Source organism: Streptococcus sp. GP0011 (assembly GCF_030546305.1).
Taxonomy (GTDB): Bacteria; Bacillota; Bacilli; order Lactobacillales; family Streptococcaceae; genus Streptococcus.
Genome location: NZ_JAUONR010000007.1, coordinates 36,596 through 61,520 on the forward strand (window position 1 = coordinate 36,596; position 24,925 = coordinate 61,520).

The following is a 24,925-nucleotide window of genomic DNA, read 5'->3' on the forward strand; positions in this document are numbered from 1 at the left end:
ATGATCAATGACAATTAATTACATCACTAAACACGAAGGCACCTTTGAAAAGAAATTGATGCAAGGCGCACTCACAAGCATTTTGGAAACGCCACAAGTAAACTGGTTGGGCGCTAAGTCTTTCGAGTTGCCTACAATTTCAGTTACTGGCTACAAGGCGCATACTCGATCTAAAGGCTACAACGCTGGTACAGTTTCAAACGACAAGAAAGTTTACACCCTCGGATTTGACCGTGATGTCGAGTTCTTCGTAGACGCTGCAGACGTAGACGAAACCAACCAAGAACTTTCAGCTGCTAATGTATCTAACACATTCATCACTGAACACGCAACTCCAGAAGTCGATGCTTATCGCTTCTCTAAAATTGCTACAGAAGCTATCACAAACAGTCACTTCAAGTCTGAAGATGACCTGTCAGAAGTGAACATCTACACAAAATTGAAAGCTGCTCTTTTGCCCGTTCGTAAATATGGCGCTCAAAACATCGTTATGTATGTTTCTAGTGAGGTTATGGATTTCTTGGAACGCTCTAAAGAGTTCACACGCTCAATCGCTACTACGTCGCCTCAAGGAATTGATACTCGTGTCACTTCACTTGACGGAGTTCAGCTTATCGAAGTTTGGGACGATGCACGCTTCAAGACTAAGTTTGACTTCACTGAAGGCTTTGTTAAGGCTTCAGACGGTAAAAACATTAACTTCTTGATCGTTGCTAAGCCAGCAGTAATTGCCAAGGCTAAGTTCAACTCAATCTATCTTTTCGCTCCTGGCCAACACACAGAAGGTGACGGATACTTGTATCAAAACCGTTTGTATCATGATCTTTTCGTCTTGCAATCAAAACAAGACGGGGTCTATGTTTCTCACAAATCTGCTTAATAAGGAGGTAGAAAATGCGTAAGTACGAAAAAGGAAACCAAGTCTACACCGTGCAGGAAGGCAGCTTGCTTGAAGCTCAGCTAATCGCTGATGGATTTGAAGAAGTGATTGAAGATGGCCAAATCTCAGAGATTTTGGCTACTCATTCACTTTCGGACATGACTTTGGCAGAGTTGAAAGCTCTTGCTAAAGAGCGAGGGTTTGAGGGCTATTCAAACAAGACCAAAGACGAGCTATTGGAGGTGCTAAATGGCCAAATTTAAAGCAAAATTGAACGCTTATCTAGCTAAGTCTGACCGTCATTTTGACAAAGGGCAAGAATACGAGCTAGATCAAGACGAAGCTAATCGAATCAATGGCCTGTTTAATGAGGTGATTGGTGAAGATTGCTTTGAACTCATTGAAGAGCCTAAGCAAGATCTAGTTGAGGTGGGGACATCCACCTTTTAAGGAGGTGATTAGATGGCTTACTTAACTAAAGAGGAGTTCGATAAGCTCGGATTTGAGGTTGAGGGCGACTTTGACAAGCTTTTAAAGCGTGCTGAACTCGCTATCGATGCTTACATCAGGGATTTCTATTCTCTAAACAGCTTTGATAATGACAACAAAGCTCGCAAGAAGTCAGTTAAACGTGCCACGGCTTATCAAGTAGCTTATTTAGATAGTTCTGGGATCATGACGGCAGAGGACAAGCAGTCTATTGCCAGCATGTCAGTAGGGCGGACATCTATAAGCTATCGTTCAGGTTCTCAGAATGGCTCGGGTTCGCTTTCTTTGGGTGAAAGGTATAATTTATCAAGAGATGCTGAAAACTGGCTCAGGATGGTTGGATTTGGTTCGGCGAGGGTTGATTATGATAGATAAACGAATGCTACCTAATTCTGTGACTATCAAAAAGACAATTGGTGAGGACGATTGGGGGAAAGAGGCTTACTCTGACCCTCTTTTGTTATCCCCTTGCAAATTCGATAGATCCTTTTCTCGTTCCGGAACAGGCAATCATCGTAGTGAGTCCAATTCCTCGACTGTGATTGTCTATCACAAATACTGCCCTGTGGCGCTCGACAAGAGTTTCGTTGGTGGGGTTGTAGAAGAGGACGGCGTCAGCTACGTTGTTAAGAACATCATCCCTCAATATCATCCTCTAACCAAGAAGCTACTAGCTTATGAAATCGAGGTGATTTGATGGGCGGCGTTAATGTAAAGATAGACCTTTCAGGAGTTGAGAAGAAAGTATCTCCAGAGAATTTCGCAAAAGGGAAGTTAGCTATTGCCAACCAGATGCTGATGGATATGGAGCGATTTGTCCCAAAACGAAGAGGAGACCTACGTTCTAGCGGACATGTTCGACAAGATTCGATTGTCTATGCGACACCTTACGCTCGATTGCTTTACTATGGCAAGAAGCGGAAAGGTTTCTTTTCAGGAAAACAAAGAAGATTTTTCTTTGCAAATAAAGATAAGTTGCTGAGCCAAAAACCAACGCCTGGAACTGGTCCAAGGTGGGATAAAAAGGCCTCAGCTCTATATGCTAAGAATTGGGCTGAAGTCGGAGCGAAAGCGATGGGAGTGAAATGATTCAAAAAAATGATTTTGCAGAGGTCTTGCTTGAGCATATCAAAGGCATCCAAGACAAAATTCCGTCTAAGCTCGGCTATTTAGCCGAAAAAGAGGGATTGGTCCTTTATCCGCTACCTGGCGGAGAAGTGGTAGACGAGGACATGGCCGGCACTCAAACGGTCAGCTTACCCTTTGAAATTGCTATCAAGTCACGAGATCAGGAATTAAACAATAATACATTGTGGCAGATTAACGCTGCCTTATCAAAAATGGACCTAGAATTGCCAAGTAAGAATGGCTCTTACGAGTTCTTAGGTTTAAAAGTTGACAAACCTTACTTAAACGATTTAGATGAGCAAGGTTTTTACATTTACTTGCTGGACGTAACTGCCAGCCTTGAAATCGAAAGGAATGAATAATGGTTAAAAATAAAAACGTAAAACGCAAGCACTACATTGGCCCTTACAAAGAAACGACTCCAGACACTCCACCAACTGCAGCGGATTACCTCTGGATTGCTAAAGGGATTAAGAAATCGTCGCCAGAAAACAACGAGAAGACAGACGACTTTACCGACTTTTCTGGCGACGGGACACCTGAAGAACAAGTGATCACTAAAACACGAGGGCGCTCATTCGAGGGCGTTCGTGATACAGATGACAAAGCGCAGAATTTTGTGGCAGACAAAGAAGACGCAGTCGGTGACGAGCTTTTGGTTTGGTACAAGGAAGTTGACTCGACCAGTAAGACCCAGTATGAAGGTCCAGCTCGTCTTTCTGGTATCGAAATCGGAGACGGTGAAGCGTCAGAGAATGAAAGTATTAAGTTTAAGGTCGTATGGACCCGTAAACCTAAGAAATCAACAGTAGTACCAGGATAATCTGAGGCGTGAAATATCACGCCTTTTTATTTTTGAAAAGAGGAGAAAAACAATGGTCGTAATTAAGAAATTAAGCAATATCATTCCTATTGATTTCGGAGAATTTCAGCTGGAATACATTGCAAATGACAAGGGCGTGAAGGAACTTGATAAGTTCCGTGAGGGCTTAGCAAAGAACTGGAAGAAAATTGAAAAACTTTCCGACGAGAAAATCGCAGAAAAAGCTAAAGAGCTTATCGAAGATGGTTGGACTCAATTATTCGGAGCGGATGCATTTGAAAAAGTCTATAAATTCGCAGACGAAGATACAACTATCGCATTTAACTATCTGATGCAGACCATTCTTGGGATTCAGAAAGAATATCGAGAGCGCAACTCAGAAGACGCATTCAAGAAATATCTAGCGTGATGCCATGTTAGATATTTCTAGAAAGCTAGTTGATGAGCTTGTTTTAGAAATTGAAGGCAAAGAACAGACTTTCCCTCTGCTCTTATCGTTCGATAGAGTCTTGAAAGTTTTTGAATTATGGAAAGACGATGATATTCCTAAATTCATGCGCCCGTTTTTAGCGTTGCGGATCCTTACGGGTGTTTCTTTTGATTGTTTAAGCTTTGAGGAGGCTTTGGAAGTTGTTCAGGCAATTTTTGAAGAGCACATCCAGACAGGCGAGAAAGAAGACGATGTTGAGTATGACTTGGCAGGCAATGTCATAAAGTCCTCGACAACGTCAGAAACACCACAAAAAAGACTCTACAACGTGAAGCATGACGGAGCTTATATCTTTGCTTCTTTCATGCAAGCTTACAGAATCGACTTAATCGAAGAAATCGGTAAGTTGCACTGGAAGAAATTCAATGCTCTAATTGTTGGCTTGCCTGAGGGAACCAAATTTGTAGAAGTCGTGAAAATTCGCTCTTATGAACCGCAAAAAGGCGACAGTCAGGAATACATCGATAAGATGCGAGAGTTGCAAAAAGAGTATCGTCTTCCAGACGATGACTACGACGAAGAAGATGACGAGTATGACTATTACGAGTAGAAAGGAGGCATAAATGGCAGATGGTAAAGTGGTCATCCAAGTTGATATGGATGGCAATAAGGCTCAATCAGGAGTGGCACGTCTAAAAGGGATGGTTGGCGGACTGACAGAAAGCGGGATGCAACTAGGTTCGGTCTTTAAGTCAGTTTTAGGAGCTAACATTGTCAGCGGTGCGCTGATTTCTGGGATTCAATCCCTTGGCAGTGCTATCAAGGGTGTATTTGCTACAGCTCTAGATGAGGGCGCCAAACTCCAACAATCATTTGGTGGCGTTGATACGCTATATACGACTGCAGCTGAGTCTGTAAAGCAATATGCGAACGCTGCAGCCTCAGCTGGTATCTCTGCTAATACCTACGCAGAGCAAGCTGTTTCTTTCGGTGCCAGCTTGAAGCAAGCGCTCGGTGGTGATGCTGTGAAGGCTGCACAAATGGCAGACAAGGCTATCATGGCCATGGCTGATAACTCAGCCAAGATGGGTACAGATATTGGTTCAATCCAGCAAACGTTCCAAGGCTTCGCTAAACAGAACTATACCATGCTAGATAACTTGAAACTTGGATATGGCGGTACCAAAGAAGAAATGCAACGACTTCTTAAAGACGCCAGCAAATTAGAAAAAGCAATGGGCAAGAAGTTTGATATCAACAACTTTGCGGATATCGTAGAAGCCATCGACCTAGTTCAACAAGAGTTGGGAGTCGCAGGAGTCGCAGCACAAGAAGCGCAGACTACATTCAGTGGTTCGTTTGCGGCAATGAAGGCTTCGGCATCCAACTTCTTGGCGAATTTGACGCTCGGAGAAGATATTGGACCGTCTTTAAAAGCGCTTATTTCTAGCACCTCAACGTTCCTTTTAGGCAATTTCTTGCCTATGGTTGGAAATATTATGAGACAACTTCCTCAAGCTATCGATACAGCCTTGGCAGAAGCTGGGCCAAGGATTGAACAAGGGTTCAAATCGTTGTTTGCTTCGCTCGGAGTTGACGAGGGTGTTTTTGACGTAATCAAGGACACTTTTCGAGATGTTGTTGTGACAATCCAGTCGCTCTTTGAAGAACTGACAAGCGAATCCAATGGGTTTGGTAATGTTATTCAAGGGGTTGGAAATGTCATTCAAACAGTTAACGTCATCATCCAGAATATGGCTATGGCCTTTCAGTTTGCACTAGAAGCCTTCTCTGAAACAGGAGCAATCAAGAACGCCTATCAAGCATTTAAGGATTTGACGGATGCAGCTTTAGATCTTGCTATTAAGTTAGGCGATGCTATTCCTTGGGATATCGTAGGCGCGGCCGCTGGGCACGTCGTGAACGCTATTTCAATGATTGTGAGCTGGATTTCAAAATTAACTCAATCAATTAGTGCAGATGTCTGGAGAGGATTGATTGCAGGGATTGGAGGAGCTCTAGTCGCTTTCAAGGCATTTAATTTCTTGAAGAGCTTTAATCCGTTTGGCTTATTTGCTAAAGGCGCCAAGGAAGGGGCAGACGAAGTTGTAAAAGGTGCAACGAGCTCGAAAAGCGCAATCGCTCAAATCTTCAAATCAATCTCAACTCTAATCAAAACAACAGGAACAGCAATCAAAACGGCTGCGACAGGAATTGGTGAAGGCATCAAAATTGCTCTTTCTGGATTGGCTCCGGTCATCCGAGCATTTGGATTGGCTTTGAGAACGGCTGGGATTGGGAACATCCTTGCTCTTGGCGGAGCGATTGGTATTGCAGCAGTCGGAATCGGCGCTGGAGTGGCTATTATTGCGGCAGGCTTAAGTCTCATTGCTAGTCAAGGTGAAGGGGTAGCCACGATCATTAACGCTGTTGGTCAGGCATTCGCTACGGTTGCTACTGCGATTATTGGTGCATTTGCTCAGGCTATTGTATCTGTCGCAGGAGTTTTACCAACAGTAACAAGCGCCCTCGCTCAGCTATCTCCTCTTGTTGTTGCGGTTGGAGAAGCAATTGGAGCAGCTGCGCCATTCATTACAGCTTTAGGTGATGCAATTGCAACTGTAGCTACAGCAATCACTCCAATCGTCGATATTATAAGTAATGCGTTCGTTTCAGTAGCTCAAATTATTGCTGACGCTATCGTTCAAATTGTTGAAGCAATAGCTCCATTTGCTCCAGCCATAACTGAAATGGTGGTTGCGATTGCTCCTTCAATTGCAGATATTGTTTCGTCATTTAGCAGCATGTTCTCTCAGATTAGTCCTATCATTGATAGCTTGTCTAATCTCTTGAAAACATTTGGAGAACAAGTGAGCTCTATCTTGAAAAGTGCTGGTAGTGTAGTTGAGTCCTTTGGCTCTGCTATCCGTAATGTCCTTGACGGTGTAGCTGGAATCTTTGACAGCATCGGTAATGCTGCCTTAAACGCAGGCCTTGGAGTCAAATACATGGCTGAAGGGATTTCGATGCTCACTGAATTAGGGTTGCTAGATTTAGCTGGAACATTGGCAACAGTGGCAACAGGATTGACAGCTATTGCCAATTCTGGCATTGCTTCAGCAGGTCCTGGGTTGCAACAAGCAGGGACTGGGTTGAGTTTGATAGCTATATCAGCTCAACTTGCAAGTGTAGCCTTGCAATCACTACCTACGGCCTTATCATCACTAAGCACTAACCTTAGCACATTGCCAGAAACACTGACAAGCGCTGGAACTTCGATGAGCACGTTTGCTACATCGGTCATGGCTTCATTTGCAAGCTTGTCTGGTTCTGTATCTGGTGTAATGGCGCTTCAGACAGGTTTGGTGGCTCTAGCTAATGCTATGATGATGGCTCAAAGTGGGGCTTCAGCGATGTCTTCTACTCTAACGATGATTAACGCTTCAGCTTCATCAGCTACATCGGCCATTTCTCAGCTTGCTTCAGGTATGGCTTCAGCGATGGCTCAAGCTGTATCGTCGGTTCAGTCAAACATGGCATTGATTGTGACTGTAATTTTGCAGTCGTCAATTCAGATGACGCAAGCAGGTCAACAGGCAGGCCGTGGGGTTTCTGAAGGGATAACAAATGGTATCCGTTCAGGAGTCGGCTCGGCGACATCAGCAATGTCATCCATGGTCAACTCTATCCAGTCTACAGGAATGAGAGGCGTCTCTACTATGCGCTATGTAGGTGACATGATTGGTCAAGGTTTAGCACAAGGTATGTACTCAGCGCTTGGAGCTGTCACGGCTGCTGCTAATGCTCTTGTCGCTCAAGCTGAAAGAGCCGCACAGGCCAAGGCTAAGATTAACAGTCCATCACGCCGTTTTAGAGACAACGTCGGACGTTTCATTTCTCAAGGGGTGGCAGTCGGTATCTTGGCAGATGCTCACAAGGTAGATGATGCCATGGGCGATGTATTCGACCAAATCAAAGCCTTTAACTTTGCCCCTGAAGACATTCTTGGAGTAGGTCAGGCTAGCCTTACGAAGACACTTCAGGTCAAGTCAGACCTAGATCGTCAAATTAAAGCGAGCGTTAAGGTCGTACAAGAAAAATCTAACCGACTTGTCGAGCAAGCTCTAGAAGTTGCTGAGAAGGCAGTCAAACGGCCAGTCAGTCTGATGATGGAAAGTGGAGCGCTTGTCGGTCAAATCGGCCAAAAGATGACCGATTACCAAAACGACCAACTCATGATCGATAACATGATGAGAGGGATTATTTAATGGACACAGTTATCTATAACAATCATGACCTCTCTGAGGTTATAAAAATCAACGAAGTAATTCGTCCGGTAGGAAACGAAAGGGACGTCACAACAAATGACGCCCCTTTTTTGGGTGTAAACGTCCAAGAAGTAAGAACCGGACCTAAAAAAATCAAAGTTAAGTTTACCGTTCAGAAAAAAACGGCTAGGGATACCGAATTGGCCAAGCACACCTTAGCTACAATCCTGAACACCGACAAGCCAGTTCGTATTGATATTTCAGACGAGCCTGACAAGTACTATATGGGACTTGTCATTGGTTCTGTGGATGTCGATAACGTAGCTAGATGGCTTCAAAAGGGCGAGTTTGAGATTCTTGTTCCTGATGGTGTCGCACATGGTACGACCTATAGACGGTTCGATAACGGCCAAGAGCAACCTGACAAGGTTGTTTTTAACTTGGTCAATAATGGCAACGTCCCAGCTTTTCCTGTCGTTACGGTCAAAAACAACGCTGAGAACGGCTATATCGGTCTCGTCAATACTAGCGGAGCTTTTGAAGTTGGAGACCGTGAAGAGGCTGATACAGGGATAGTTAAGAAATCCGAAATCTTAATGGATTTTAGAGGCGATAAAATCTCAACTGGTTTTTCCCAAGCATTAAAAAATCAAGGTGTTACAAACGACAATACGGAGTATGTGGTAGGAACCGCTGAAAGAATAAATCTCTGGGAGCGTCCCCATATTAAATTAAAAAATCTACGAGGTGAAACCAAGTTACAAAACTATGCTGCTAGTCTAACTTGGACTATCCCGAATGATAGTGTAGGAGAAATTGGGTCTTTAAACGATTATCTTTGGTGGCGACAAGTCTTTTGGTCTGAGGCTCTTAATCAGTATGGTTTTATTAAAATTACTATTTCTGACACTAACGATAAATTCTTATACGGCGTGGAGAGTTTCAAAAGGTCTCTGGGCTCAGAATGTGAATATAACTTCTTTGCTAGCGATGGCAAGGGTAGCTATAACATTCTGAAACGTTGGGAATTTGACGGAAGCACTACAGGAGACATTAACCCTTTTAGTGTAGCTAGAGGCTGGTCAGATTTGAAACGGAATGATGACAAGGTACAAGTCTTTTATCGTGGCTCTTACTTTACTTTCACAGTTCCTGAAATAAAGGGCAGAAAGTCAGCTAAGATCCATGTGACATTAGGGGCATATCGAGATTATCCAATGGTCTCTCATATGTATCTTGATGAATTGTATTATCGCAAAGATTTTGTGCCAGGAATCGGTGATGTGCCGAACCGCTACCCAATCGGTTCAAACGTTGTGCTAAACAGCGAGAATGACACTGTCACAGTGGACGGCCTTGAGAAGATTGTAGACGTCGTAGATGGATCAAGTTTCTTGACTATTCCTCCAGGTAATAGTCAGCTTGAGGTCTATTGCTCAAGTTGGGTCAAGACCAAGCCAACTGTAAAAGTAGAATTTAAAGAAAGGTATCTATAGCAATGTTATTGACAATACATGACTCAAATTTGAGAAAAGTGACTTTTATCGACAATGACAAACAGGATACATTGAACTATTTCAATGACACCTGGACAAGATACCTGGAAACTGGTTCTAGTACCTTTGATTTTACAGTCTTTAAAAAGGCAATTATCTCAGATGTAGGCAAAAAGAGGGCTTATAACTCTCTCAATGAGAAAGCCTTTGTTTCATTCAGATACAAGGGCAGAACTTACCTGCATACAATCCGAAAAATTGAGGAAAATGAGAAGGTCATTAAATGTTACGGTATCAATCTAAACCTTGAGCTTATCAATGAGTATTCTATCCCTTATAAATCACCTAAAGCTATGAGTTTTAAGGAGTTTTGCGAGGCTATGGACCTGCTCAACTATACTTTCTTAAAAATCGGTATTAATGAGGTTGCTAATAAGAAAATCTCTGCTGAATGGGAGGGCACAGATACTAAGCTCAATAGACTTTTAAGCCTGGCTAAGAAATTTGGCGCAGAAATTGAGTTTGACACACGTCTCAACGCTGACAGCTCTATCAAGTCATTTACAGTCAATGTCTATCATGAGCACGACGATAGCCACCAGGGAGTTGGTCAAATTAGCCCAAAAATCTTGAAGTATGGTAAAAACCTCAAGACGATCACTAGGGCAATTGACAAAACTGGGATCTATAACACGGTTGTCCCAACAGGTAAGGATGACAAAGGCAACGTAGTTGATATTAGGGGTCTTGGAGCTTGGTCAGTCAATAACGCAAAGGGAGAACGTGAGTTCTACCAGTCAGGAGCTGCATTGTATGCCCCTCTCTCTATGCAGATGTATCCGTCTACTTTTACTCACTCAACAGGGGACCGTGACCAGTGGATCCGTAAGGATATGACGGTAGAGAGTTCAAATCCTGAGGTCATCCGATCAGCAGCCTACCGTGAGCTCAAAAAGAACTGTTACCCAGCAGTCACTTATGAGGCTGAGGGCTTTGCAGATTTAGAGATAGGAGACACAGTCAAAGTCTATGATGACGGCTTTAGCCCTACTCTCTTGCTTGAGATGAGGGTATCTGAGCAAGTCATCAGCTTTACCAATCCAAAAAACAATAAGACCACTTTTTCAAACGCCAAAGCGCTTGAAAATCGTCTATCTCAAGGCATTCAGCAACAGCTAGACCGAATGATAGAGGACGCTAAGCCCTACACTATCAAGCTAGCTACAGATAACGGCATAGCTTTTAAAAATGGCCAAGGTCAGACGATTGTGACCCCTACTTTGATGAAAGGTAACAAAGTCATCAATAGCGGATGGCGCTGGGTTGTAGATGGCGAAATCAAGGCTACAAGCCCTAGCTACACTGTGAGGGCTGCTGACATCAATCAAAAGATGGTCTTGACGGTCTCAGCATGGATTGATAACAAAGAGGTAGCCTCTGAGCAGTTGACTCTTATCAATACGTCAGACGGAACGACTGGAAAAACTCAGTACTTGCATAGAGCTTGGGCCAATTCAGAGGACGGACGTGATGGGTTCAGTACGTCATCAAGCGCCAATAAGCGCTATTTTGGGACGTACACAGATTTCACAGAGGCAGACAGTCAGGATCCTACACGATACAACTGGACGGCTCTTTTTGATAACGTAAAAGGCGGAAATCGTAACTATTTCAAGAATGGCCGAACTCAGCAAATCAACACGGGAAGCAGTGAAACGTATGACATGCGGACTTTCATTTTTGACGATTTTTGGAAAAACCAAGACAGGCTAAAACCAAATTATGTGCGTGTAGCATTTGAAATTAGCTTATCTCCAGCTCTAGCAAAAGATACACAGGTCAATGTGCATTTTTCGGCTACTCCTTGGTATAAAAATCAAATTGTCCTCAAAGCTGGAGTCACTACCCCTCAAAGTTTTGAATTTACTATTGACCTCTCAAATGCCTCAGAGGCTTACAAAACAGATAATATTTTCATCCGTTTTGGTACAGCTCATGGATTTCCTGCTAATCAGACGGTCACGCTTGAAAATGCCATGTTAGCTGTGGGAACAAATTTTCTCGGTTACGTGAAAGCTATCGAGGATGTAGAGACTGACATCAACTCTAAAGCTGACCAAGGATTGACTCAGGTACAGCTGAACGCTTTGAATGAGAAAGCTGGAATTATCCAGGCTGAACTTGAGGCTAAGGCTAGCGCTGATACACTTGATAACTGGATTAAGGTTTACAAGGACTTTGTCCAGTCTAACGAGACAGCAAGGTTACAAGCTGAGAAAGATTTGATTTCAGCTAGTCAGCGTGTCTCAAGTATTGCTAAGGATCTTGGAGAACTATCTGACCGTTGGAATTTCATCGATACCTATATGAGTTCTTCAAATGAGGGGCTTGTGATTGGTAAGAATGACGGTAGCTCTAGCATGCTGTTTAGTCCAAATGGACGAATTTCAATGTATTCAGCAGGGGTTGAGGTTATGTACATCAGTCAAGGGGTCATCCATATTGAAAACGGTATTTTCTCTAAGACTATCCAGATTGGACGTTTTAGAGAAGAACAGTATCATATTAACCCTGACATGAACGTCATTCGTTATGTAGGATAGAAAGGAGCGAAATGCCAAGATTCAGTAATTCAAGTAACAGCTTATATTTGAATGTGTATATCGATGAAGCTTCAACAGACGTTTCAACTAATACTTCAACCATCAACTGGCAGTTGACAGTTAGTCGTTATACGTACTATCACACGTTCAATAAGCAGGGAGACAGTACGTTATCTCTAACTTTGGACGGCCAAAATGTGCACTCTAGCAATCCAGTTTGGGAAGTCTGGGACGGCGAGGCCACTCTCGCTAGTGGTTCAACCACAATCTCACATAACCCAGACGGTCGCAAGACACTGCCTTTCTCATGTACTTTCAACCCTAATAATGGTTTACATGGAACTATCACAGTTTCAGGAAACCTCGGTCTGACTGCTATCCCACGCTCAAGTTCTGTAAGCGTGAGCGCTGGGGTGATTGGTAGTGCGGTTACTATCAACATCAATCGTCAGAGCTCCAGCTTTAAGCATACAGTACGCTATTCATGGGCTGGAAAGTCAGGGACGATTGCAACGAATGTAGACACATCTACTAGCTGGACGATCCCTCTTGACTTTGCAAACGACATCCCAAACTCAGCGAGTGGGACAGGGACTGTCTACGTTGACACCTATTCAGGATCTACTAAGACAGGAACGCAGTCAACAACCTTGACGGCTAGCGTACCAGCGAATGTGAAACCCACATTTACAGGGATTTCACTGTCGGACCTAAACGGTGCTGCTCAAAATCTCATCCCAAACGGGAACACGTTCATCCAGGTAATCTCTAACATCAAGGTAGCTTTTAATGGCGCAGTCGGTTCTTACGGCTCGTCTATCACTGGATATTATGCTGAAATCGTAGGCAAAAACCAGTCCACAAGTTTAAACGGTGGAAGTCTGGGCATTATGAACTATCACGGCACCATCAAAATCAGAGCGAGTGTCTCAGATAGCCGTGGCAGATGGTCGGATACTAAAGAGGTATCTGTAACCGTGCTTGAGTATTTTGCTCCAGCTTTAAGTTTTAGTATAGCCAGAACAGGCTCTACCTCTAGCACCTTGACCACTACAAGAAATGCCAAAATCGCTCCTTTGACTGTCTCAGGAAGTCAAAAGAACTCAATGACTTTGACATTCAAGGTTGCAAGGCTTGGGACTACCAACTTTCAAGTAGATACAGGGCCAGCCACTGGATCCTGGACAAGTATCTCAAACCTAGTCAATTCACAGGCTAATCTTGCTGGTAATTATCTAGCTAATCAGTCGTGGGTTGTAATCGGAACGCTTGAGGACAAATTCACTCGTACTGATTTCATGGTCAACGTGGCCACGGAAAGCGTGGTTTTGTCTTATGATAGATCAGGCGTGGGAGTAAACAAAATCCGTGAGCGTGGTGCTCTTGATGTCAAAGGGGACATCTTTGCCGATGACAAACCTATTCAGCAGTATCAGCTGACACGTAATAACGGAATTTCTATTTTAACGAAAGAAAGTCTTGATAATATCCTTAAAAATGGTATGTATTATAGTCACAGTGCACCTAATAGACCAAGAAATCAGAATGGTTGGTTGTTGGTTCAAGTCTATGATGACGCTCAATATGTTGTACAGACTTATTGGACAGCTGCGACAGAGACAATGTTAGTAAGGTATCGTATAGCTAATAAATGGGGAGAATGGAAAGAAGTTACCACAAGAGATGACATCCAAAAATACACTCAAGGAACACCTTGGCAAAACCTAACTCTACAAAATGGATGGCAACATCATCCTGAGTATGAAAAAGTTCAATGCTCAAAAACATTTGACGGTATTGTTTATTTAAAAGGTACTTGTAAAGGCGGAAAGACTACCCGTGAGTCAATTATCTTTACTTTACCTGAAAATTTCAGACCATCCACAACGCTATTCAAAGCCGCTTTAAACAATGACTATGGCCCTGCTGTTGTCGGAATTTACCCAAGCGGAAATATAGTTGTAAAAGGCAACGTTGACGCTACATGGCTCAACTTTGACAATGTATCTTTCAAAATTTAAAAGGAGAAAGCATGAAGTTAGAATATGCTCAAAAATCACAAGAATACGACGCCAGCGGAACAGCGTCCACCACCAAAGTCACGCTGGTAAACTCAGACGGTGCTTATGTACCTGTCTTTTTGCCAGCTGACAAAATCGGTTTGTCAAATACAGAGCTCTTTGAACTCGCCATGGAAACTCTTTATCAAGAGAATTTTCCACAGCGTGCAGAAAACGAACGCTTTAGCAAGGTAGCTCAAGAGTTGCAAAAGAACAAAGAGGCAACGGATAAAGCTGAGCAAGCTGCTAGTGAAAACAAGGAAAATCTTGATACTGTTTCAGCTATCACTGAGGTCCTGATTGCTCTAGCCATTTCTCAAAACGGGGGCATGCCTACTTATGCTTACAATAAAGTAGCTGGGTTCATCAAGCCACTTATTAAAAGTACACGATACGGAAACGGCGATATTGTCGCAATGCCTTATCCGTTTGACACCAATCCGAAATGGCCAAAAGGAACTAAGACTATCTTTAAGTTCCAGATGCAACCGGCAGAGGGCTACAATTGGAAAGAACAGTCGCTTGCTGAAATGCTACAGCAAGGTGTGCTTACCGTGGTCATGCCACGTATCGATTAGAAGGAGGTTGTATGCCGATTGAAGAAGCTGAAAAAATCGCTCAAAGCCAGGTAGCTTGGGCGATTTTGTTTATCTTGCTTTTCTTTATTATAATTCGATATCTTATTAAGACTTCGGACAAGCGGGAGAAGAAGATTATGGATTTGCATGAGCAATCAAAGGCCGACTCTAATAGACGAGAAGAGCGTTTGATGACTCACCTGGAAAAAACCACTACAGAATTAACGACAATTACACATACGGTCGGAGACATTCAGAAAGAAATGGTCCGCATGAACGACCGCATGGACGAAATCGAAAAAGGAGAATAACATGCAACAAATTACTGAAATCATCGTAGCTTCAGCTACTGGAATCTTGACTATCCTCGCTGGCATCGCAGTCAAATCTATTAAGGATTTTCTCATCAAAAAAGGTGGAGAGAAGACCATCAAAATCGTCGAAATCTTGGCTAAAAATGCGGTCAATGCCGTAGAGCAAGTCGCAGCCGAAACTGGCTACAAAGGCAAAGAGAAACTTGAGCAAGCACGAACTAAAATCCGTGCCGAGCTTACAAAATACAACGTCAGTATGACTGACAAGGACTTAGATACATTTGTCGAGTCAGCAGTTAAGCAAATGAATGAAGCATGGAAAGGGCAGTAATCATGGATATTGACACAAGCAGATTAAGAACTGACCTTCCACAAGTTGGGGAACAACCATACAGACAAATTCATGCGCACTCAACAGGGAACCCGAACTCGACGGCACAAAATGAAGCAGACTACCACATGCGCCGTCCTGTTGATTCAGGATTTTTCTCACATGTCGTCGGTAACGGCCGTGTGATGCAGACCTGGTACACAGACATGGGGGCCTACGACGTAGGAGGTGGCTGGAACGTTGAAGGATACGGCCAAGTTGAGCTTATTGAAAGTCATGAAACCAAGGAAGAGTTCATGCGTGATTATAAGCTCTATGTTGAGCTTTTGCGGAACCTTGCAGACGAAGCTGGAATTCCGAAAACACTTGACTCTGACAGTCTAGCTGGTATTAAGACGCACCAATACTGTACTTATAACCAGCCAAGAAACTACTCTGACCATGTTGACCCATATCCTTATTTGGCCAAATGGGGCATCAGTCGTGAGCAGTTCAAGAAAGACATCGAAGGCGGTCTATCTGAAGCTGGTTGGAAACAAAATAGCACTGGTTGGTGGTGGGAGGAGTCAGATGGCTCTTATCCTACAAACCGCTGGAAACAAATCAACAACGAATGGTTCTACTTTGATGACCGCGGCTATTGCTTAATTAACCGTTGGTTCAATGATGGAAAAGACTGGTTCTACCTTGACAAGCGCGGCGCAATGGTCACAGGGTGGATGTTCCTTAATAATCGCTGGTATTTCTTCAAGTCAGATGGGCGTATGGCTAAGGGATGGGTAAAATATCGAGAAACCTGGTATTTCATGGAAGAAAAAGATGGATATATGCTATCTAAGCAATTTATCAAGTCAGGCGATGGCTGGTACTATCTAAAAGCAAATGGTGAACTTCACACAGATCCAGCATTCAAAACCGAACCAGATGGTCTTGTGACCGTCGTTGACAAACCAAAAGAAGAAAAATAAAACAGAAAGGCTTTCAAATAGATTACACTAAAACCGCAGGCACTAGCTTGCGGTTTTTTTGTTTGCCCAAAAATACGCTTGATAATCGCTTGAAACCCTTGAGAAACACTTATAGATAGAGGTTAAGAATAATACTTTTCGCTTGAATATCGTTTGTTTGCTCTGGAAAGGTTGGATTTTAAATCCAAGCTATTTCTCTGAAAGTAATTTCAAAATCAAAAAAAGTAATGATTTTTTCACTGTTTTTTCTTTTTTCTACGAATAGATAAGTAGGAGGAAGAAATATGAACATTTTGAAGATTGAACTTGCAAATGTAGAGCAGACCGATTTGGGTTTTGAGCATTGGGTAGATGTGACTTACACTGTGCCGATTTTGAAAAATGAGTACACGGTCAAGTTGTTATTATTTATGGAATGCAAGATAGATGACCAGGAAGTCATTGAGTATCTGGTATCAACTTGGAAATATCGTGATCTCGTGTTGCATTCATTGCAGATGTATGAGATGGAAAAAATCAATAATTTTACTATCCTTGATTGAAATGTTAGTGGTCTTGCTCATCATCAGCGTTCTTCTCTTGCTCTTTGTACCCAATTTGACCAAGCAAAAGGATGCCGTAGATGATAAAGGAAAAGCTGCTGTTGTCAAGGTCGTGGAAAGCCAGGCAGAACTTTATCGTTTGGATAAAAATGATGATGCCAGCCTCAGCAAATTACAAGCGGACGGTCGTATCACAGCTGAGCAAGCTAAAGCTTACAAAGACTACCATGCAAAACAAAAAACCAGTCAAACTGTTGCAGATTAAGGCCTTTACTATGCTTGAAAGTCTCTTAGTTTTGGGACTTGTGAGTATCCTTGCTTTGGGCTTGTCCGGTTCTGTCCAGTCCACTTTTGCAGCGGTAGAGGAGCAGATTTTCTTTATGGAGTTTGAAGAACTCTATCGGGAAACACAAAAACGCAGTCTAGCCAGTCAGCAAAAGACCAGCTTGAACTTAGATGGACAGACGATCAGTAATGGCAGTCAAAAGTTGACAGTTCCTAAAGGAATTCAGGCACCATCAGGACAAAGCATTATATTTGACCGAGCTGGGGGCAATTCGTCCCTGGCTAAGGTTGAATTTCAGACTAACAAAGGAGCGATTCGCTATCAATTATATCTAGGAAATGGAAAAATTAAACGCATTAAGGAAACTAAAAATTAAGGCAGTGATTTTACTGGAAGCGGTGGTTGCTCTAGCCGTTTTTGCCAGTATTGCGACCCTTCTTTTGGGACAAATTCAGAAAAATAGACAAGAAGAGGCAGAAATCTTGCAAAAGGAAGAAGTCTTGCGTGTGGCGAAGATGGCTCTGCAGACAGGTCAAAATCAGGTAAACATAAACGGAGTGGAGATTCAGGTGTTTTCTAGTGAAAAAGGAGTGGAGGTCTATCATGGTTCAGAGAAGTTACTCGACCTTAAAGAGCAGTAAGGTAAGAGCGTTCACTCTTTTAGAATCTCTGATTGCCCTTATCGTCATTAGCGGAGGCTTGCTCCTCTTCCAGGCTATGAGTCAGCTCCTCATTTCAGAAGTTCGTTACCAGAAGCAAAGCGAGCAAAAGGAGTGGCTCTTGTTTGTGGATCAACTGGAGGTAGAGTTAGAGCGTTCGCAGTTTGAAAAGGTAGAAGGCAATCGCCTCTACATGAAACAAGATGGTAAGGATATCTCTATAGGGAAGTCTAAATCGGATGATTTTCGGAAGACCGATACCAGCGGACGGGGCTACCAACCTATGGTTTATGGACTCAAATCAGCACAGATTACAGAGGAAAATCAATTGGTTCGCTTTCGTTTCCAATTTCAAAAGGGCTTAGAAAGGGAGTTCATCTATCGTGTGGAAAAAGCAAAAAGTTAAGGCAGGCGTTCTCTTATATGCAGTCACCATGGCAGCCATCTTTAGTCTGTTGTTGCAGTTTTATTTAAATCGGCAAGTCGCCCATCACAAAGACTTTGCCCTAAACAAAGAAAAGTTGATCGCTTTTGCCATGGCCAAGCGAAGTAAGGATAAGGCTGAGCAAGAAAGTGGAGAACGAGTCTTTAACTTAGGAAAAGTCAGATATCAAAATACGAAAACAGGTTTTACAACAAGTGTTCGTATGAATAAGGGCAACTATGAATTTCTCTTTCCTCCGATGAAAATCCAAGAAAAGAAAACGGATAAAAAGGAAGAGGTAGCGACTGATTCAAGCAATCAAGCAGGGAAGAAAAGCCTGAAAAGAAAGATAATTCCTAGTCAATTCAACTACTTTGTGCTAAACTAAAAACATGAAACACGATTTTAACCACAAAGCAGAAACCTTTGATTCCCCTAAAAATATCTTCCTTGCAAATTTGGTTTGTCAAGCAGTCGAGAAACAGATTGCTCTTTTATCAGACAAAGAAATACTGGACTTTGGTGGTGGGACGGGTCTATTAGCTTTGCCCCTGGCTCAGCAGGCTAAGTCTGTCACTCTTGTAGACATCTCTGAGAGAATGCTGGAGCAAGCTCGTTTGAAAGCAGATCAGCAAGAAATCAAGAATATCCAGTTTTTGGAGCAGGATTTACTAGTAAATCCCTTGGAGCAGCAATTTGACCTGATTGTTGTCAGTCGGGTTCTTCATCATATGCCTGATATAGATGCGACTCTTGCCATGTTTCACCATCACCTTAGGGAGAATGGACAGGTCTTCATTGCTGATTTTACTAAGATAGAGCCTAACCATCATGGTTTTGATTTAGCTGAACTGGAAACCAAGCTCGCTCAGAATGGTTTTTCAAGCATTGGCAGTCAGATTCTCTATAGTGCTGAAGGTCTTTTCCTCGGAAATTACGCAGAACTCTTTTTAACAGTAGCCCAAAAATCACTCGCTGACTAAAGCAGTGATTTTTTCTCTTCAGATGGAAAAAATAGGGGAATTTTGATAAGATAGGAATATGGATTTTGAAAAAATAGAACAAGCTTATACGTATTTACTAGAGAATGTCCAAGTCATCCAAAGTGATTTGGCGACCAACTTTTATGATGCCTTAGTAGAGCAAAATAGTATCTACCTAGATGGCGAGACAGAGCTGGAGCAGGTCAAGGAGAACAATCAAGCCCTTAAGCGCTTAGCGCTTCGCAAGGAAGAGTGGCTCAAGACCTACCAGTTTCTCTTGATGAAGGCAGGACAAACGGAACCTTTACAGGCCAATCACCAGTTTACACCAGATGCCATTGCCCTCCTCTTGGTACTTGTTGTGGAAGAGTTGTTTGAACAAGAGGAAATTAGCATCCTCGAAATAGGTTCTGGTATGGGCATTTTGGGGGCTACTTTCTTGACTTCTCTCTCTAAAAAAGTAGATTACTTGGGAATCGAAGTGGATGACTTGCTGATTGATTTGGCAGCCAGTATGGCAGATGTGATTGGTTTACAGGCTGGTTTTGTTCAAGGCGACGCGGTTCGTCCGCAAATGCTTAAGGAAAGCGACGTGGTCATTAGCGACTTGCCTGTTGGCTATTACCCAGACGATGCCATCGCTTCGCGCTATCAAGTGGCTTCTAGTCAAGAGCATACCTATGCCCATCATTTGCTGATGGAGCAAGGGCTCAAGTACCTTAAGTCAGATGGCTATGCTATTTTTCTAGCTCCGAGTGATTTATTGACCAGTCCTCAAAGTGACTTATTAAAAGGGTGGCTCAAAGACGAAGTGAGTCTGGCTGCCATCATCGCTCTGCCAGAGGATATTTTCTCAACTGCAAGCCAAGCTAAAAGTATTTTTGTCTTACAGAAGAAAAGAGATAAAGAAATAGAACCCTTTGTTTACCCTCTTACTAGCTTGCAAGATCCGTCAGTTTTGTTGACCTTTAAAGAAAATTTTCAAAATTGGAGCAAAGGTACTGAAATATAAAAGAGATTTTGTTATAATAGATGAAAACGCTTAAAAAAGAGGTATCATCTTATGACAAAAACAATTGCAATCAATGCAGGAAGCTCAAGCTTGAAATGGCAACTTTATCAAATGCCTGAGGAAAAAGTTTTGGCTAAAGGCTTGATTGAACGTATTGGATTGAAAGACTCAATTTCAACAGTAAAATTTAACGGTCGTTCGGAGCAACAAATTCTTGATATTGAAGATCACACACAAGCTGTTAAAATTTTATTGGATGATTTGATTCGTTTTGACATCATCAAAGGGTACGATGAGATTACAGGTGTCGGACACCGCGTCGTTGCAGGTGGTGAATATTTCAAGGAATCAACAGTTGTTGAGGGAGATGTGATAGAAAAAGTTGAGGAGTTGGGACTCTTGGCTCCTCTTCACAATCCAGCTAACGCAGCTGGAATCCGCGCATTTAAGGAATTGCTTCCAGATATTACCAGTGTTGTCGTATTTGATACCTCATTCCACACAACCATGCCAGAGAAGGCTTATCGCTATCCTCTACCAACTAAATACTACACGGAAAACAAGGTTCGTAAATACGGTGCTCATGGTACAAGCCACCAGTTTGTCGCAGGAGAAGCAGCGAAACTTTTGGGTCGTCCTCTAGAAGATTTGAAATTGATTACCTGCCATATTGGTAACGGGGCTTCTATCACAGCTGTTAAGGGTGGGAAGTCTGTGGATACTTCTATGGGATTCACACCACTCGGCGGTGTGATGATGGGAACTCGTACAGGAGATATTGATCCTGCTATCATCCCTTATCTCATGCAATATACAGAGGATTTCAATACCCCTGAAGATATTAGTCGCGTTCTCAATCGTGAATCAGGGCTCATGGGAGTTTCTGGTCAGTCAAGCGATATGCGTGATGTGATTGCTGCCATGGAAGCAGGAGACCATGATGCGACTTTGGCTTATGAAATGTATGTCGATCGTATTCAAAAACATATCGGTCAATACCTTGCAGTCCTAAATGGAGCAGATGCGATTATCTTCACAGCAGGGATCGGTGAAAATGCAGCTTTGGTTCGTGAGGATGTCATTTCAGGTATCTCTTGGTTTGGTTGTGATGTGGATCCAGAAAAGAACGTCTTTGGCGTAACGGGAGACATCTCAACTGACGCAGCGAAAATCCGTGTCTTGGTTATTCCAACAGATGAAGAATTGGTGATTGCACGCGATGTTGAGCGCTTGAAAAAATAAGTAAATACACGTAAAATTTGATTGTAAAAAGAAGTTGGGAAAGAGATTTTCCAGCTTTTTTTATGTAGAAAATGTCTAAAACCTTGCTGTTATTGGCTTTTTCAAAAAATATGGTATAATAGTAGTAATTTAAAGAGGAAGTTAGATTTTTTGATTTTAAAAGGATTGAAGAATTAAGAAATTGTATTTTTTAAGAAACTAACCAAAAACTAACCAAGGAATGTATATTTTTAGTCAATGAATATAGAATAAAGTGGATCAGGAAACTGGTCTATTTTATTTTGTAGTTATTGAACAAAAGTGGTCTATTTTGGTTTGACAAATATACGCATAATGTGTATAATAGTAAGTGTAAGGAGGTAACAACGATATATGCCACTTACAGGTAAAGAAATGGTGAAACTAGCTCTTGAGAATGGATGGGTTGAAGTTCGTCAAAGGGGAAGTCATCATCATTTTAAGAAAGAGGGTTTTTCTTATCTTGTCACAATTCCAGTTCATGGAAATGAAGATTTAGGAAGAGGATTAGAAAGAAAGATTCTCAAAGATTTAGGATTGTAATTTTTACTTTCCTAAGTCTTTTTACATCAGAGGTAGTAGAATGTTGGAGGTAGTAGAATGTTAAAAACGTATCCAGCTATTTTTCATAAAGAAGAAACAGGATATTGGGTAGAATTCCCAGAATTTGGTGGTGGTACAGAAGGAAAAAATATTGAGGAAGCGATGAAAAATGCTCGTGAAATGCTTGAGAATGTTTTGGCTTCTTACATCGATGAAGGGATGGAGCTGCCTACACCAAGTGATATTTTAAAGATTGAAGTTTCAGATGGTTTTGTATCAATGATTCAAGTCGATCCTGCGCCTTTTGTGAGAAGTAATAAGGCAATTAGGAAAAATGTGACTGTTCCTGAATGGCTAGTTCGTCTTGCTGATCGAGAAAAAATTAACTATTCAGAAGTGCTAGCGCAAGCGCTAGAGAAGAAATTGCAAGTTTGATTTTAAGGAATAGTTATTGATGCTTAAGGAGATAGAATATGGAAATTAAAGAAATAAGTTATCAGGATAGACTTCCAAAAAATATGGTTTCAAAGTTTAATTATTTTGTGAAGGACTTTTTGAAAGAGTATCCTGATCAGTTAGATAAGATGGATTTTGATGATGTTGTGACGATTCACAAAGAATATGAGGCAGATTTAGAAGTCTATTTTGTTAAATTTATGTTGTGTAAAAAGGGAAAAGGCGGATTTTTCTCTCTATCTAGTACGGTTAATGAGTTGTTTGTATCCTGTAATGATGAACTTTGGGGTACTGTGATTTTAGAATAAAATAACGAAGGAAAATCAGATATTCCTGGATATTTAATTCGCTTTTTGGGCTGAAAAGTTCAACCAGGTACTTAAAATTTGTTCGGAAATAGAAAAAAATAACACTATCTTAGATAATGTTATTTTTTTTGTTCTCATTATAAAATTGTGTAGCTATTTCCTTAACATAGTTTTCGTATTTTGAAGGAATATCAGCATTTTTGAGATAGTCCTGATAATTGAAACTATCGTCTATTGGATATTCGCTGTTCACTAAACTCATAAAATCAAGGATTCTTCCTTTTTCGCTGTCATTTTCTATATGATTTCTGAAGGTGTCTATCTGAGAAAGTGAGTTGTTGCAATCATCATTGATTAGATGGTGTTTTTCATGAAGAAGAACATTTATTTTTTCAATATCGCTTGTGTCAGAACGTAGGAAGATAAAGTGTTTATTATTTGCAAGTACATATCTACCTTTACTTGATAAGTTCTTAAGAGTGATAACTTGACAATTTAATTGTTCAATCTCTTTTATAACTTTGTTTAGATTCATAGTTATTTTTTATTAGAGAAGTAGTCTTTTAGAAAGTTCTTAATGATTTCTCTGTCGTTATCTGTGATGGGTGTACCATCATAAGCAACTGAATTATCAATAGCGTTGTCTATGTCAGTCTCTAAGTCAAGATCAGGAATATCCGTTTTACCTAAAAGATAATCTGTGGAAACATTGAAGAAGTCTGCTAGTTTTTGTAAATTTTCTGCTGATGGTTTTCTTAGTCCTTTTTCCCACTGTGCATAGCTTTGAGGAGATGTGTTAAAGTGGCTTGCTATTTCCTTTTGAGTTAGTTTTTTGTTCAGTCGAGTTTCTTTTAGTCTGTCTTTAAATTCCATAATTTGTACCTTTTTGAAATAAAGTAAAAAAATTTTAAAAAAAATTAAAAAAAGTATTGACAAAGTAATCAACTGATTGTATAATAGATAATGTAATCAGTTGATTACATAAAAATTAAAAGAGTTGAACTTTGAAAATTTAATAAAAAACGTGTCAGACAACGACGAATCATTGACTAAACACGCATATAAAAATTTAGCAATTTAATTATACGTGAATTTTATGAAAATGTCAAGTTGTGTCTAAACGTGGGTGTTTCGTCCTTTTGCCTTAGTAGATAAGAAAAGGGAACTGACGGCTGAGAACAGTCAATGATACTTCTTAGAAGGTAGCTAGAGTGAGATAGTGAGGTCTATATGTTGTATGGTCGGTGTGTGAGAGTAAAATCTTGCTAATGCTTTTGGGTAAGAAAGAGGGGATATTGAGTTATCCTTAAATTTGTGACCTTGGCGAAGGTAGTAAGCTGAGAAGCTGAAAGTATGCGAAGATAAGAGCATACATTTTATTATGCTATATTCTATTGAAAAAAACGTAAAAAGGCTTTGAAAATAAGCCTTTTTATTTTTGCAAAAATTAACAATAATTAGATTTTTATAAAACAGGTTTTGTCCTGATAAGAATTGAAAGTATTGTTAGTTTTCACAAGGGAATCTACTATATTCCTTTATGTAAATTAACAATATGAGTAGAGGTGTTGGAAATAGAAAATTAGGTAACAAAAATGATAAACGTATCAAAAGCATTGAATCTATATAGAGAAAGAAATAATAAGTCAGAAGATGATTTAGCAAATTATCTAGGAATCCAAAAGAAAGCATATAAACGCTATGAGAGTGGTGATCGTGAGCCTAGTATTGATAAACTTTACAAGCTAGCAAAGTATTATAATTGTACGATTGATGATTTTATCAATGTTGATGAAAAATTCACTGTGAAACGTGAGGAAGTTTTATCAACGAAGGACTTAGATAGTCTAGGTTGTCACCATCAGTTTTCTCATGGTTTGGTAACAATGTTGACTAAAGGAAAGAGTTATGAAGAAACAATTCGCTTTTCTGATGATGATAAGACAAAGTATGTTTATAAGAGTGAAGTGAAACGATTCTTACTTGACCTAGCAGAGAAGATTTAGTAGTAGGAAAGAGGTGTGTTAAAATCGAAGAATATGGTTATAAAGAGGGTTTGAGGACATATTCCGAAGAATGGATCA

General features: G+C 41.2%; 33 protein-coding genes. 31 read left to right on the plus strand and 2 right to left on the minus strand.

The genetic code is table 11. The features are described from left to right. Positions 1 to 7 precede the first annotated feature (7 nt). The 30 genes from Q4443_RS08170 (at position 8) to Q4443_RS08315 (ending at position 22,841) form a co-directional block, all read left to right on the plus strand. Positions 8 to 880 carry a hypothetical protein gene (locus tag Q4443_RS08170; protein ID WP_084856336.1) on the plus strand — a complete coding sequence of 291 codons (873 nt, stop codon included), beginning with the start codon at positions 8 to 10 and terminating at the stop codon, positions 878 to 880. 14 nt (positions 881 to 894) lie between these two features. Then, entirely contained in the window at positions 895 to 1,143 is a 249-nt protein-coding gene (locus Q4443_RS08175) for a Rho termination factor N-terminal domain-containing protein (RefSeq protein ID WP_049490354.1), read from the plus strand. Beyond that, the gene (locus Q4443_RS08180; RefSeq protein ID WP_049490353.1) at positions 1,130 to 1,330 is read left to right on the plus strand and encodes a hypothetical protein; all 201 of its coding nucleotides are present in this window, start codon (positions 1,130 to 1,132) and stop codon (positions 1,328 to 1,330) included. Before Q4443_RS08175 ends, Q4443_RS08180 begins: the two co-directional genes overlap by 14 nt. Positions 1,331 to 1,342: 12 nt before the next feature. Then, complete coding sequence (locus Q4443_RS08185; RefSeq protein WP_049490352.1) at positions 1,343 to 1,744, plus strand: hypothetical protein; 402 nt, start codon at positions 1,343 to 1,345, stop codon at positions 1,742 to 1,744. After that, positions 1,734 to 2,066: a putative minor capsid protein gene (locus Q4443_RS08190; RefSeq protein ID WP_049490351.1), complete on the plus strand. Its 333-nt coding sequence runs from the start codon at positions 1,734 to 1,736 to the stop codon at positions 2,064 to 2,066. Before Q4443_RS08185 ends, Q4443_RS08190 begins: the two co-directional genes overlap by 11 nt. Next, the gene (locus tag Q4443_RS08195) at positions 2,066 to 2,458 is read left to right on the plus strand and encodes a minor capsid protein (RefSeq protein ID WP_303408259.1); all 393 of its coding nucleotides are present in this window, start codon (positions 2,066 to 2,068) and stop codon (positions 2,456 to 2,458) included. Before Q4443_RS08190 ends, Q4443_RS08195 begins: the two co-directional genes overlap by 1 nt. Then, positions 2,455 to 2,859: a minor capsid protein gene (locus Q4443_RS08200; protein WP_049490347.1), complete on the plus strand. Its 405-nt coding sequence runs from the start codon at positions 2,455 to 2,457 to the stop codon at positions 2,857 to 2,859. The genes Q4443_RS08195 and Q4443_RS08200 overlap by 4 nt, the downstream gene beginning before the upstream one ends. Continuing rightward, complete coding sequence (locus Q4443_RS08205) at positions 2,859 to 3,320, plus strand: phage tail tube protein (RefSeq protein WP_303408260.1); 462 nt, start codon at positions 2,859 to 2,861, stop codon at positions 3,318 to 3,320. Before Q4443_RS08200 ends, Q4443_RS08205 begins: the two co-directional genes overlap by 1 nt. Before the next feature lie 52 nt (positions 3,321 to 3,372). Next, entirely contained in the window at positions 3,373 to 3,729 is a 357-nt protein-coding gene (locus Q4443_RS08210) for a hypothetical protein (protein ID WP_049490343.1), read from the plus strand. A gap of 4 nt (positions 3,730 to 3,733) precedes the next feature. Continuing rightward, the gene (locus tag Q4443_RS08215; protein WP_049490341.1) at positions 3,734 to 4,360 is read left to right on the plus strand and encodes a Gp15 family bacteriophage protein; all 627 of its coding nucleotides are present in this window, start codon (positions 3,734 to 3,736) and stop codon (positions 4,358 to 4,360) included. A gap of 13 nt (positions 4,361 to 4,373) precedes the next feature. Next, a complete protein-coding gene (locus tag Q4443_RS08220) occupies positions 4,374 to 8,018 on the plus strand; it encodes a hypothetical protein (RefSeq protein WP_303408261.1) in 3,645 nt (1,214 codons plus the stop codon). Then, positions 8,018 to 9,514, plus strand: coding sequence for a distal tail protein Dit (locus Q4443_RS08225; RefSeq protein ID WP_084856342.1), 1,497 nt, complete (start codon positions 8,018 to 8,020; stop codon positions 9,512 to 9,514). Before Q4443_RS08220 ends, Q4443_RS08225 begins: the two co-directional genes overlap by 1 nt. Positions 9,515 to 9,516: 2 nt before the next feature. Beyond that, positions 9,517 to 12,117: a phage tail spike protein gene (locus Q4443_RS08230; RefSeq protein WP_303408262.1), complete on the plus strand. Its 2,601-nt coding sequence runs from the start codon at positions 9,517 to 9,519 to the stop codon at positions 12,115 to 12,117. Between the two features lie 11 nt (positions 12,118 to 12,128). Next, entirely contained in the window at positions 12,129 to 14,138 is a 2,010-nt protein-coding gene (locus Q4443_RS08235; protein WP_303408263.1) for a DUF859 family phage minor structural protein, read from the plus strand. An 11-nt stretch (positions 14,139 to 14,149) separates the two neighbouring features. Continuing rightward, the gene (locus tag Q4443_RS08240; protein ID WP_212575765.1) at positions 14,150 to 14,755 is read left to right on the plus strand and encodes a DUF1366 domain-containing protein; all 606 of its coding nucleotides are present in this window, start codon (positions 14,150 to 14,152) and stop codon (positions 14,753 to 14,755) included. A gap of 11 nt (positions 14,756 to 14,766) precedes the next feature. Then, entirely contained in the window at positions 14,767 to 15,066 is a 300-nt protein-coding gene (locus Q4443_RS08245) for a hypothetical protein (protein ID WP_049490335.1), read from the plus strand. Between the two features lies 1 nt (position 15,067). Beyond that, a complete protein-coding gene (locus Q4443_RS08250; protein ID WP_303408264.1) occupies positions 15,068 to 15,400 on the plus strand; it encodes a phage holin in 333 nt (110 codons plus the stop codon). Positions 15,401 to 15,402: 2 nt separating this feature from the next. Next, on the plus strand, positions 15,403 to 16,368 hold the full coding sequence (locus Q4443_RS08255; protein ID WP_303408265.1) for an N-acetylmuramoyl-L-alanine amidase family protein: 966 nt from the start codon (positions 15,403 to 15,405) through the stop codon (positions 16,366 to 16,368). A gap of 284 nt (positions 16,369 to 16,652) precedes the next feature. Then, positions 16,653 to 16,910 carry a hypothetical protein gene (locus Q4443_RS08260; protein ID WP_303408266.1) on the plus strand — a complete coding sequence of 86 codons (258 nt, stop codon included), beginning with the start codon at positions 16,653 to 16,655 and terminating at the stop codon, positions 16,908 to 16,910. After that, on the plus strand, positions 16,870 to 17,175 hold the full coding sequence (gene comGC / locus Q4443_RS08265; protein ID WP_303408267.1) for a competence type IV pilus major pilin ComGC: 306 nt from the start codon (positions 16,870 to 16,872) through the stop codon (positions 17,173 to 17,175). Before Q4443_RS08260 ends, comGC begins: the two co-directional genes overlap by 41 nt. Further along, positions 17,138 to 17,572 carry a competence type IV pilus minor pilin ComGD gene (gene comGD / locus Q4443_RS08270; protein WP_049519116.1) on the plus strand — a complete coding sequence of 145 codons (435 nt, stop codon included), beginning with the start codon at positions 17,138 to 17,140 and terminating at the stop codon, positions 17,570 to 17,572. The genes comGC and comGD overlap by 38 nt, the downstream gene beginning before the upstream one ends. Then, complete coding sequence (gene comGE / locus Q4443_RS08275; RefSeq protein WP_000413367.1) at positions 17,535 to 17,837, plus strand: competence type IV pilus minor pilin ComGE; 303 nt, start codon at positions 17,535 to 17,537, stop codon at positions 17,835 to 17,837. The genes comGD and comGE overlap by 38 nt, the downstream gene beginning before the upstream one ends. Continuing rightward, positions 17,800 to 18,261, plus strand: coding sequence for a competence type IV pilus minor pilin ComGF (gene comGF, locus Q4443_RS08280; protein WP_049490202.1), 462 nt, complete (start codon positions 17,800 to 17,802; stop codon positions 18,259 to 18,261). Before comGE ends, comGF begins: the two co-directional genes overlap by 38 nt. Then, positions 18,239 to 18,667 carry a competence type IV pilus minor pilin ComGG gene (gene comGG, locus Q4443_RS08285; RefSeq protein WP_049519115.1) on the plus strand — a complete coding sequence of 143 codons (429 nt, stop codon included), beginning with the start codon at positions 18,239 to 18,241 and terminating at the stop codon, positions 18,665 to 18,667. Before comGF ends, comGG begins: the two co-directional genes overlap by 23 nt. Positions 18,668 to 18,671: 4 nt before the next feature. Beyond that, positions 18,672 to 19,262 carry a class I SAM-dependent methyltransferase gene (locus Q4443_RS08290; protein WP_049519114.1) on the plus strand — a complete coding sequence of 197 codons (591 nt, stop codon included), beginning with the start codon at positions 18,672 to 18,674 and terminating at the stop codon, positions 19,260 to 19,262. 58 nt (positions 19,263 to 19,320) lie between these two features. Next, positions 19,321 to 20,274 carry a class I SAM-dependent methyltransferase gene (locus Q4443_RS08295; protein ID WP_049519113.1) on the plus strand — a complete coding sequence of 318 codons (954 nt, stop codon included), beginning with the start codon at positions 19,321 to 19,323 and terminating at the stop codon, positions 20,272 to 20,274. A gap of 51 nt (positions 20,275 to 20,325) precedes the next feature. Next, the gene (locus Q4443_RS08300; protein WP_049519112.1) at positions 20,326 to 21,516 is read left to right on the plus strand and encodes an acetate kinase; all 1,191 of its coding nucleotides are present in this window, start codon (positions 20,326 to 20,328) and stop codon (positions 21,514 to 21,516) included. Positions 21,517 to 21,888: 372 nt separating this feature from the next. Then, positions 21,889 to 22,077 carry a type II toxin-antitoxin system HicA family toxin gene (locus Q4443_RS08305; RefSeq protein ID WP_001131504.1) on the plus strand — a complete coding sequence of 63 codons (189 nt, stop codon included), beginning with the start codon at positions 21,889 to 21,891 and terminating at the stop codon, positions 22,075 to 22,077. Positions 22,078 to 22,134: 57 nt separating this feature from the next. Beyond that, positions 22,135 to 22,512, plus strand: a complete 378-nt coding sequence (locus Q4443_RS08310; RefSeq protein WP_195327925.1) for a type II toxin-antitoxin system HicB family antitoxin — start codon at positions 22,135 to 22,137, stop codon at positions 22,510 to 22,512. Positions 22,513 to 22,550: 38 nt separating this feature from the next. Next, complete coding sequence (locus Q4443_RS08315) at positions 22,551 to 22,841, plus strand: hypothetical protein (protein ID WP_303408268.1); 291 nt, start codon at positions 22,551 to 22,553, stop codon at positions 22,839 to 22,841. 109 nt (positions 22,842 to 22,950) lie between these two features. Here the strand turns inward: Q4443_RS08315 and Q4443_RS08320 are convergent, their stop codons facing one another. Both Q4443_RS08320 and Q4443_RS08325 read right to left on the minus strand, forming a co-directional pair. Continuing rightward, positions 22,951 to 23,376, minus strand: coding sequence for an ImmA/IrrE family metallo-endopeptidase (locus Q4443_RS08320; RefSeq protein WP_303408269.1), 426 nt, complete (start codon positions 23,374 to 23,376; stop codon positions 22,951 to 22,953). A 2-nt stretch (positions 23,377 to 23,378) separates the two neighbouring features. Continuing rightward, a complete protein-coding gene (locus tag Q4443_RS08325; protein WP_303408270.1) occupies positions 23,379 to 23,714 on the minus strand; it encodes a helix-turn-helix domain-containing protein in 336 nt (111 codons plus the stop codon). Positions 23,715 to 24,436: 722 nt separating this feature from the next. Here Q4443_RS08325 and Q4443_RS08330 point away from each other — a divergent pair. Then, positions 24,437 to 24,847 carry a helix-turn-helix transcriptional regulator gene (locus tag Q4443_RS08330; protein ID WP_303408271.1) on the plus strand — a complete coding sequence of 137 codons (411 nt, stop codon included), beginning with the start codon at positions 24,437 to 24,439 and terminating at the stop codon, positions 24,845 to 24,847. Positions 24,848 to 24,925: the final 78 nt, after the last annotated feature.

Coding starts and splice junctions, on each gene's coding strand:
- Q4443_RS08315 (WP_303408268.1), top strand. CDS start 22,551: ATGGAAATTAAAGAAATAAGTTATCAGGATAGACTTCCAAAAAATATG.
- Q4443_RS08215 (WP_049490341.1), top strand. CDS start 3,734: ATGTTAGATATTTCTAGAAAGCTAGTTGATGAGCTTGTTTTAGAAATT.
- Q4443_RS08325 (WP_303408270.1), bottom strand. CDS start 23,714: ATGGAATTTAAAGACAGACTAAAAGAAACTCGACTGAACAAAAAACTA.
- Q4443_RS08200 (WP_049490347.1), top strand. CDS start 2,455: ATGATTCAAAAAAATGATTTTGCAGAGGTCTTGCTTGAGCATATCAAA.
- Q4443_RS08175 (WP_049490354.1), top strand. CDS start 895: ATGCGTAAGTACGAAAAAGGAAACCAAGTCTACACCGTGCAGGAAGGC.
- Q4443_RS08310 (WP_195327925.1), top strand. CDS start 22,135: ATGTTAAAAACGTATCCAGCTATTTTTCATAAAGAAGAAACAGGATAT.
- Q4443_RS08185 (WP_049490352.1), top strand. CDS start 1,343: ATGGCTTACTTAACTAAAGAGGAGTTCGATAAGCTCGGATTTGAGGTT.
- Q4443_RS08260 (WP_303408266.1), top strand. CDS start 16,653: ATGAACATTTTGAAGATTGAACTTGCAAATGTAGAGCAGACCGATTTG.
- comGD (WP_049519116.1), top strand. CDS start 17,138: ATGCAAAACAAAAAACCAGTCAAACTGTTGCAGATTAAGGCCTTTACT.
- Q4443_RS08205 (WP_303408260.1), top strand. CDS start 2,859: ATGGTTAAAAATAAAAACGTAAAACGCAAGCACTACATTGGCCCTTAC.
- Q4443_RS08195 (WP_303408259.1), top strand. CDS start 2,066: ATGGGCGGCGTTAATGTAAAGATAGACCTTTCAGGAGTTGAGAAGAAA.
- comGE (WP_000413367.1), top strand. CDS start 17,535: ATGGAAAAATTAAACGCATTAAGGAAACTAAAAATTAAGGCAGTGATT.
- Q4443_RS08240 (WP_212575765.1), top strand. CDS start 14,150: ATGAAGTTAGAATATGCTCAAAAATCACAAGAATACGACGCCAGCGGA.
- Q4443_RS08225 (WP_084856342.1), top strand. CDS start 8,018: ATGGACACAGTTATCTATAACAATCATGACCTCTCTGAGGTTATAAAA.
- Q4443_RS08170 (WP_084856336.1), top strand. CDS start 8: ATGACAATTAATTACATCACTAAACACGAAGGCACCTTTGAAAAGAAA.
- comGC (WP_303408267.1), top strand. CDS start 16,870: ATGAGATGGAAAAAATCAATAATTTTACTATCCTTGATTGAAATGTTA.
- Q4443_RS08305 (WP_001131504.1), top strand. CDS start 21,889: ATGCCACTTACAGGTAAAGAAATGGTGAAACTAGCTCTTGAGAATGGA.
- Q4443_RS08220 (WP_303408261.1), top strand. CDS start 4,374: ATGGCAGATGGTAAAGTGGTCATCCAAGTTGATATGGATGGCAATAAG.
- Q4443_RS08290 (WP_049519114.1), top strand. CDS start 18,672: ATGAAACACGATTTTAACCACAAAGCAGAAACCTTTGATTCCCCTAAA.
- Q4443_RS08255 (WP_303408265.1), top strand. CDS start 15,403: ATGGATATTGACACAAGCAGATTAAGAACTGACCTTCCACAAGTTGGG.
- Q4443_RS08295 (WP_049519113.1), top strand. CDS start 19,321: ATGGATTTTGAAAAAATAGAACAAGCTTATACGTATTTACTAGAGAAT.
- Q4443_RS08300 (WP_049519112.1), top strand. CDS start 20,326: ATGACAAAAACAATTGCAATCAATGCAGGAAGCTCAAGCTTGAAATGG.
- Q4443_RS08320 (WP_303408269.1), bottom strand. CDS start 23,376: ATGAATCTAAACAAAGTTATAAAAGAGATTGAACAATTAAATTGTCAA.
- Q4443_RS08180 (WP_049490353.1), top strand. CDS start 1,130: ATGGCCAAATTTAAAGCAAAATTGAACGCTTATCTAGCTAAGTCTGAC.
- Q4443_RS08235 (WP_303408263.1), top strand. CDS start 12,129: ATGCCAAGATTCAGTAATTCAAGTAACAGCTTATATTTGAATGTGTAT.
- Q4443_RS08250 (WP_303408264.1), top strand. CDS start 15,068: ATGCAACAAATTACTGAAATCATCGTAGCTTCAGCTACTGGAATCTTG.
- Q4443_RS08190 (WP_049490351.1), top strand. CDS start 1,734: ATGATAGATAAACGAATGCTACCTAATTCTGTGACTATCAAAAAGACA.
- Q4443_RS08210 (WP_049490343.1), top strand. CDS start 3,373: ATGGTCGTAATTAAGAAATTAAGCAATATCATTCCTATTGATTTCGGA.
- Q4443_RS08330 (WP_303408271.1), top strand. CDS start 24,437: ATGATAAACGTATCAAAAGCATTGAATCTATATAGAGAAAGAAATAAT.
- Q4443_RS08245 (WP_049490335.1), top strand. CDS start 14,767: ATGCCGATTGAAGAAGCTGAAAAAATCGCTCAAAGCCAGGTAGCTTGG.
- Q4443_RS08230 (WP_303408262.1), top strand. CDS start 9,517: ATGTTATTGACAATACATGACTCAAATTTGAGAAAAGTGACTTTTATC.
- comGF (WP_049490202.1), top strand. CDS start 17,800: ATGGTTCAGAGAAGTTACTCGACCTTAAAGAGCAGTAAGGTAAGAGCG.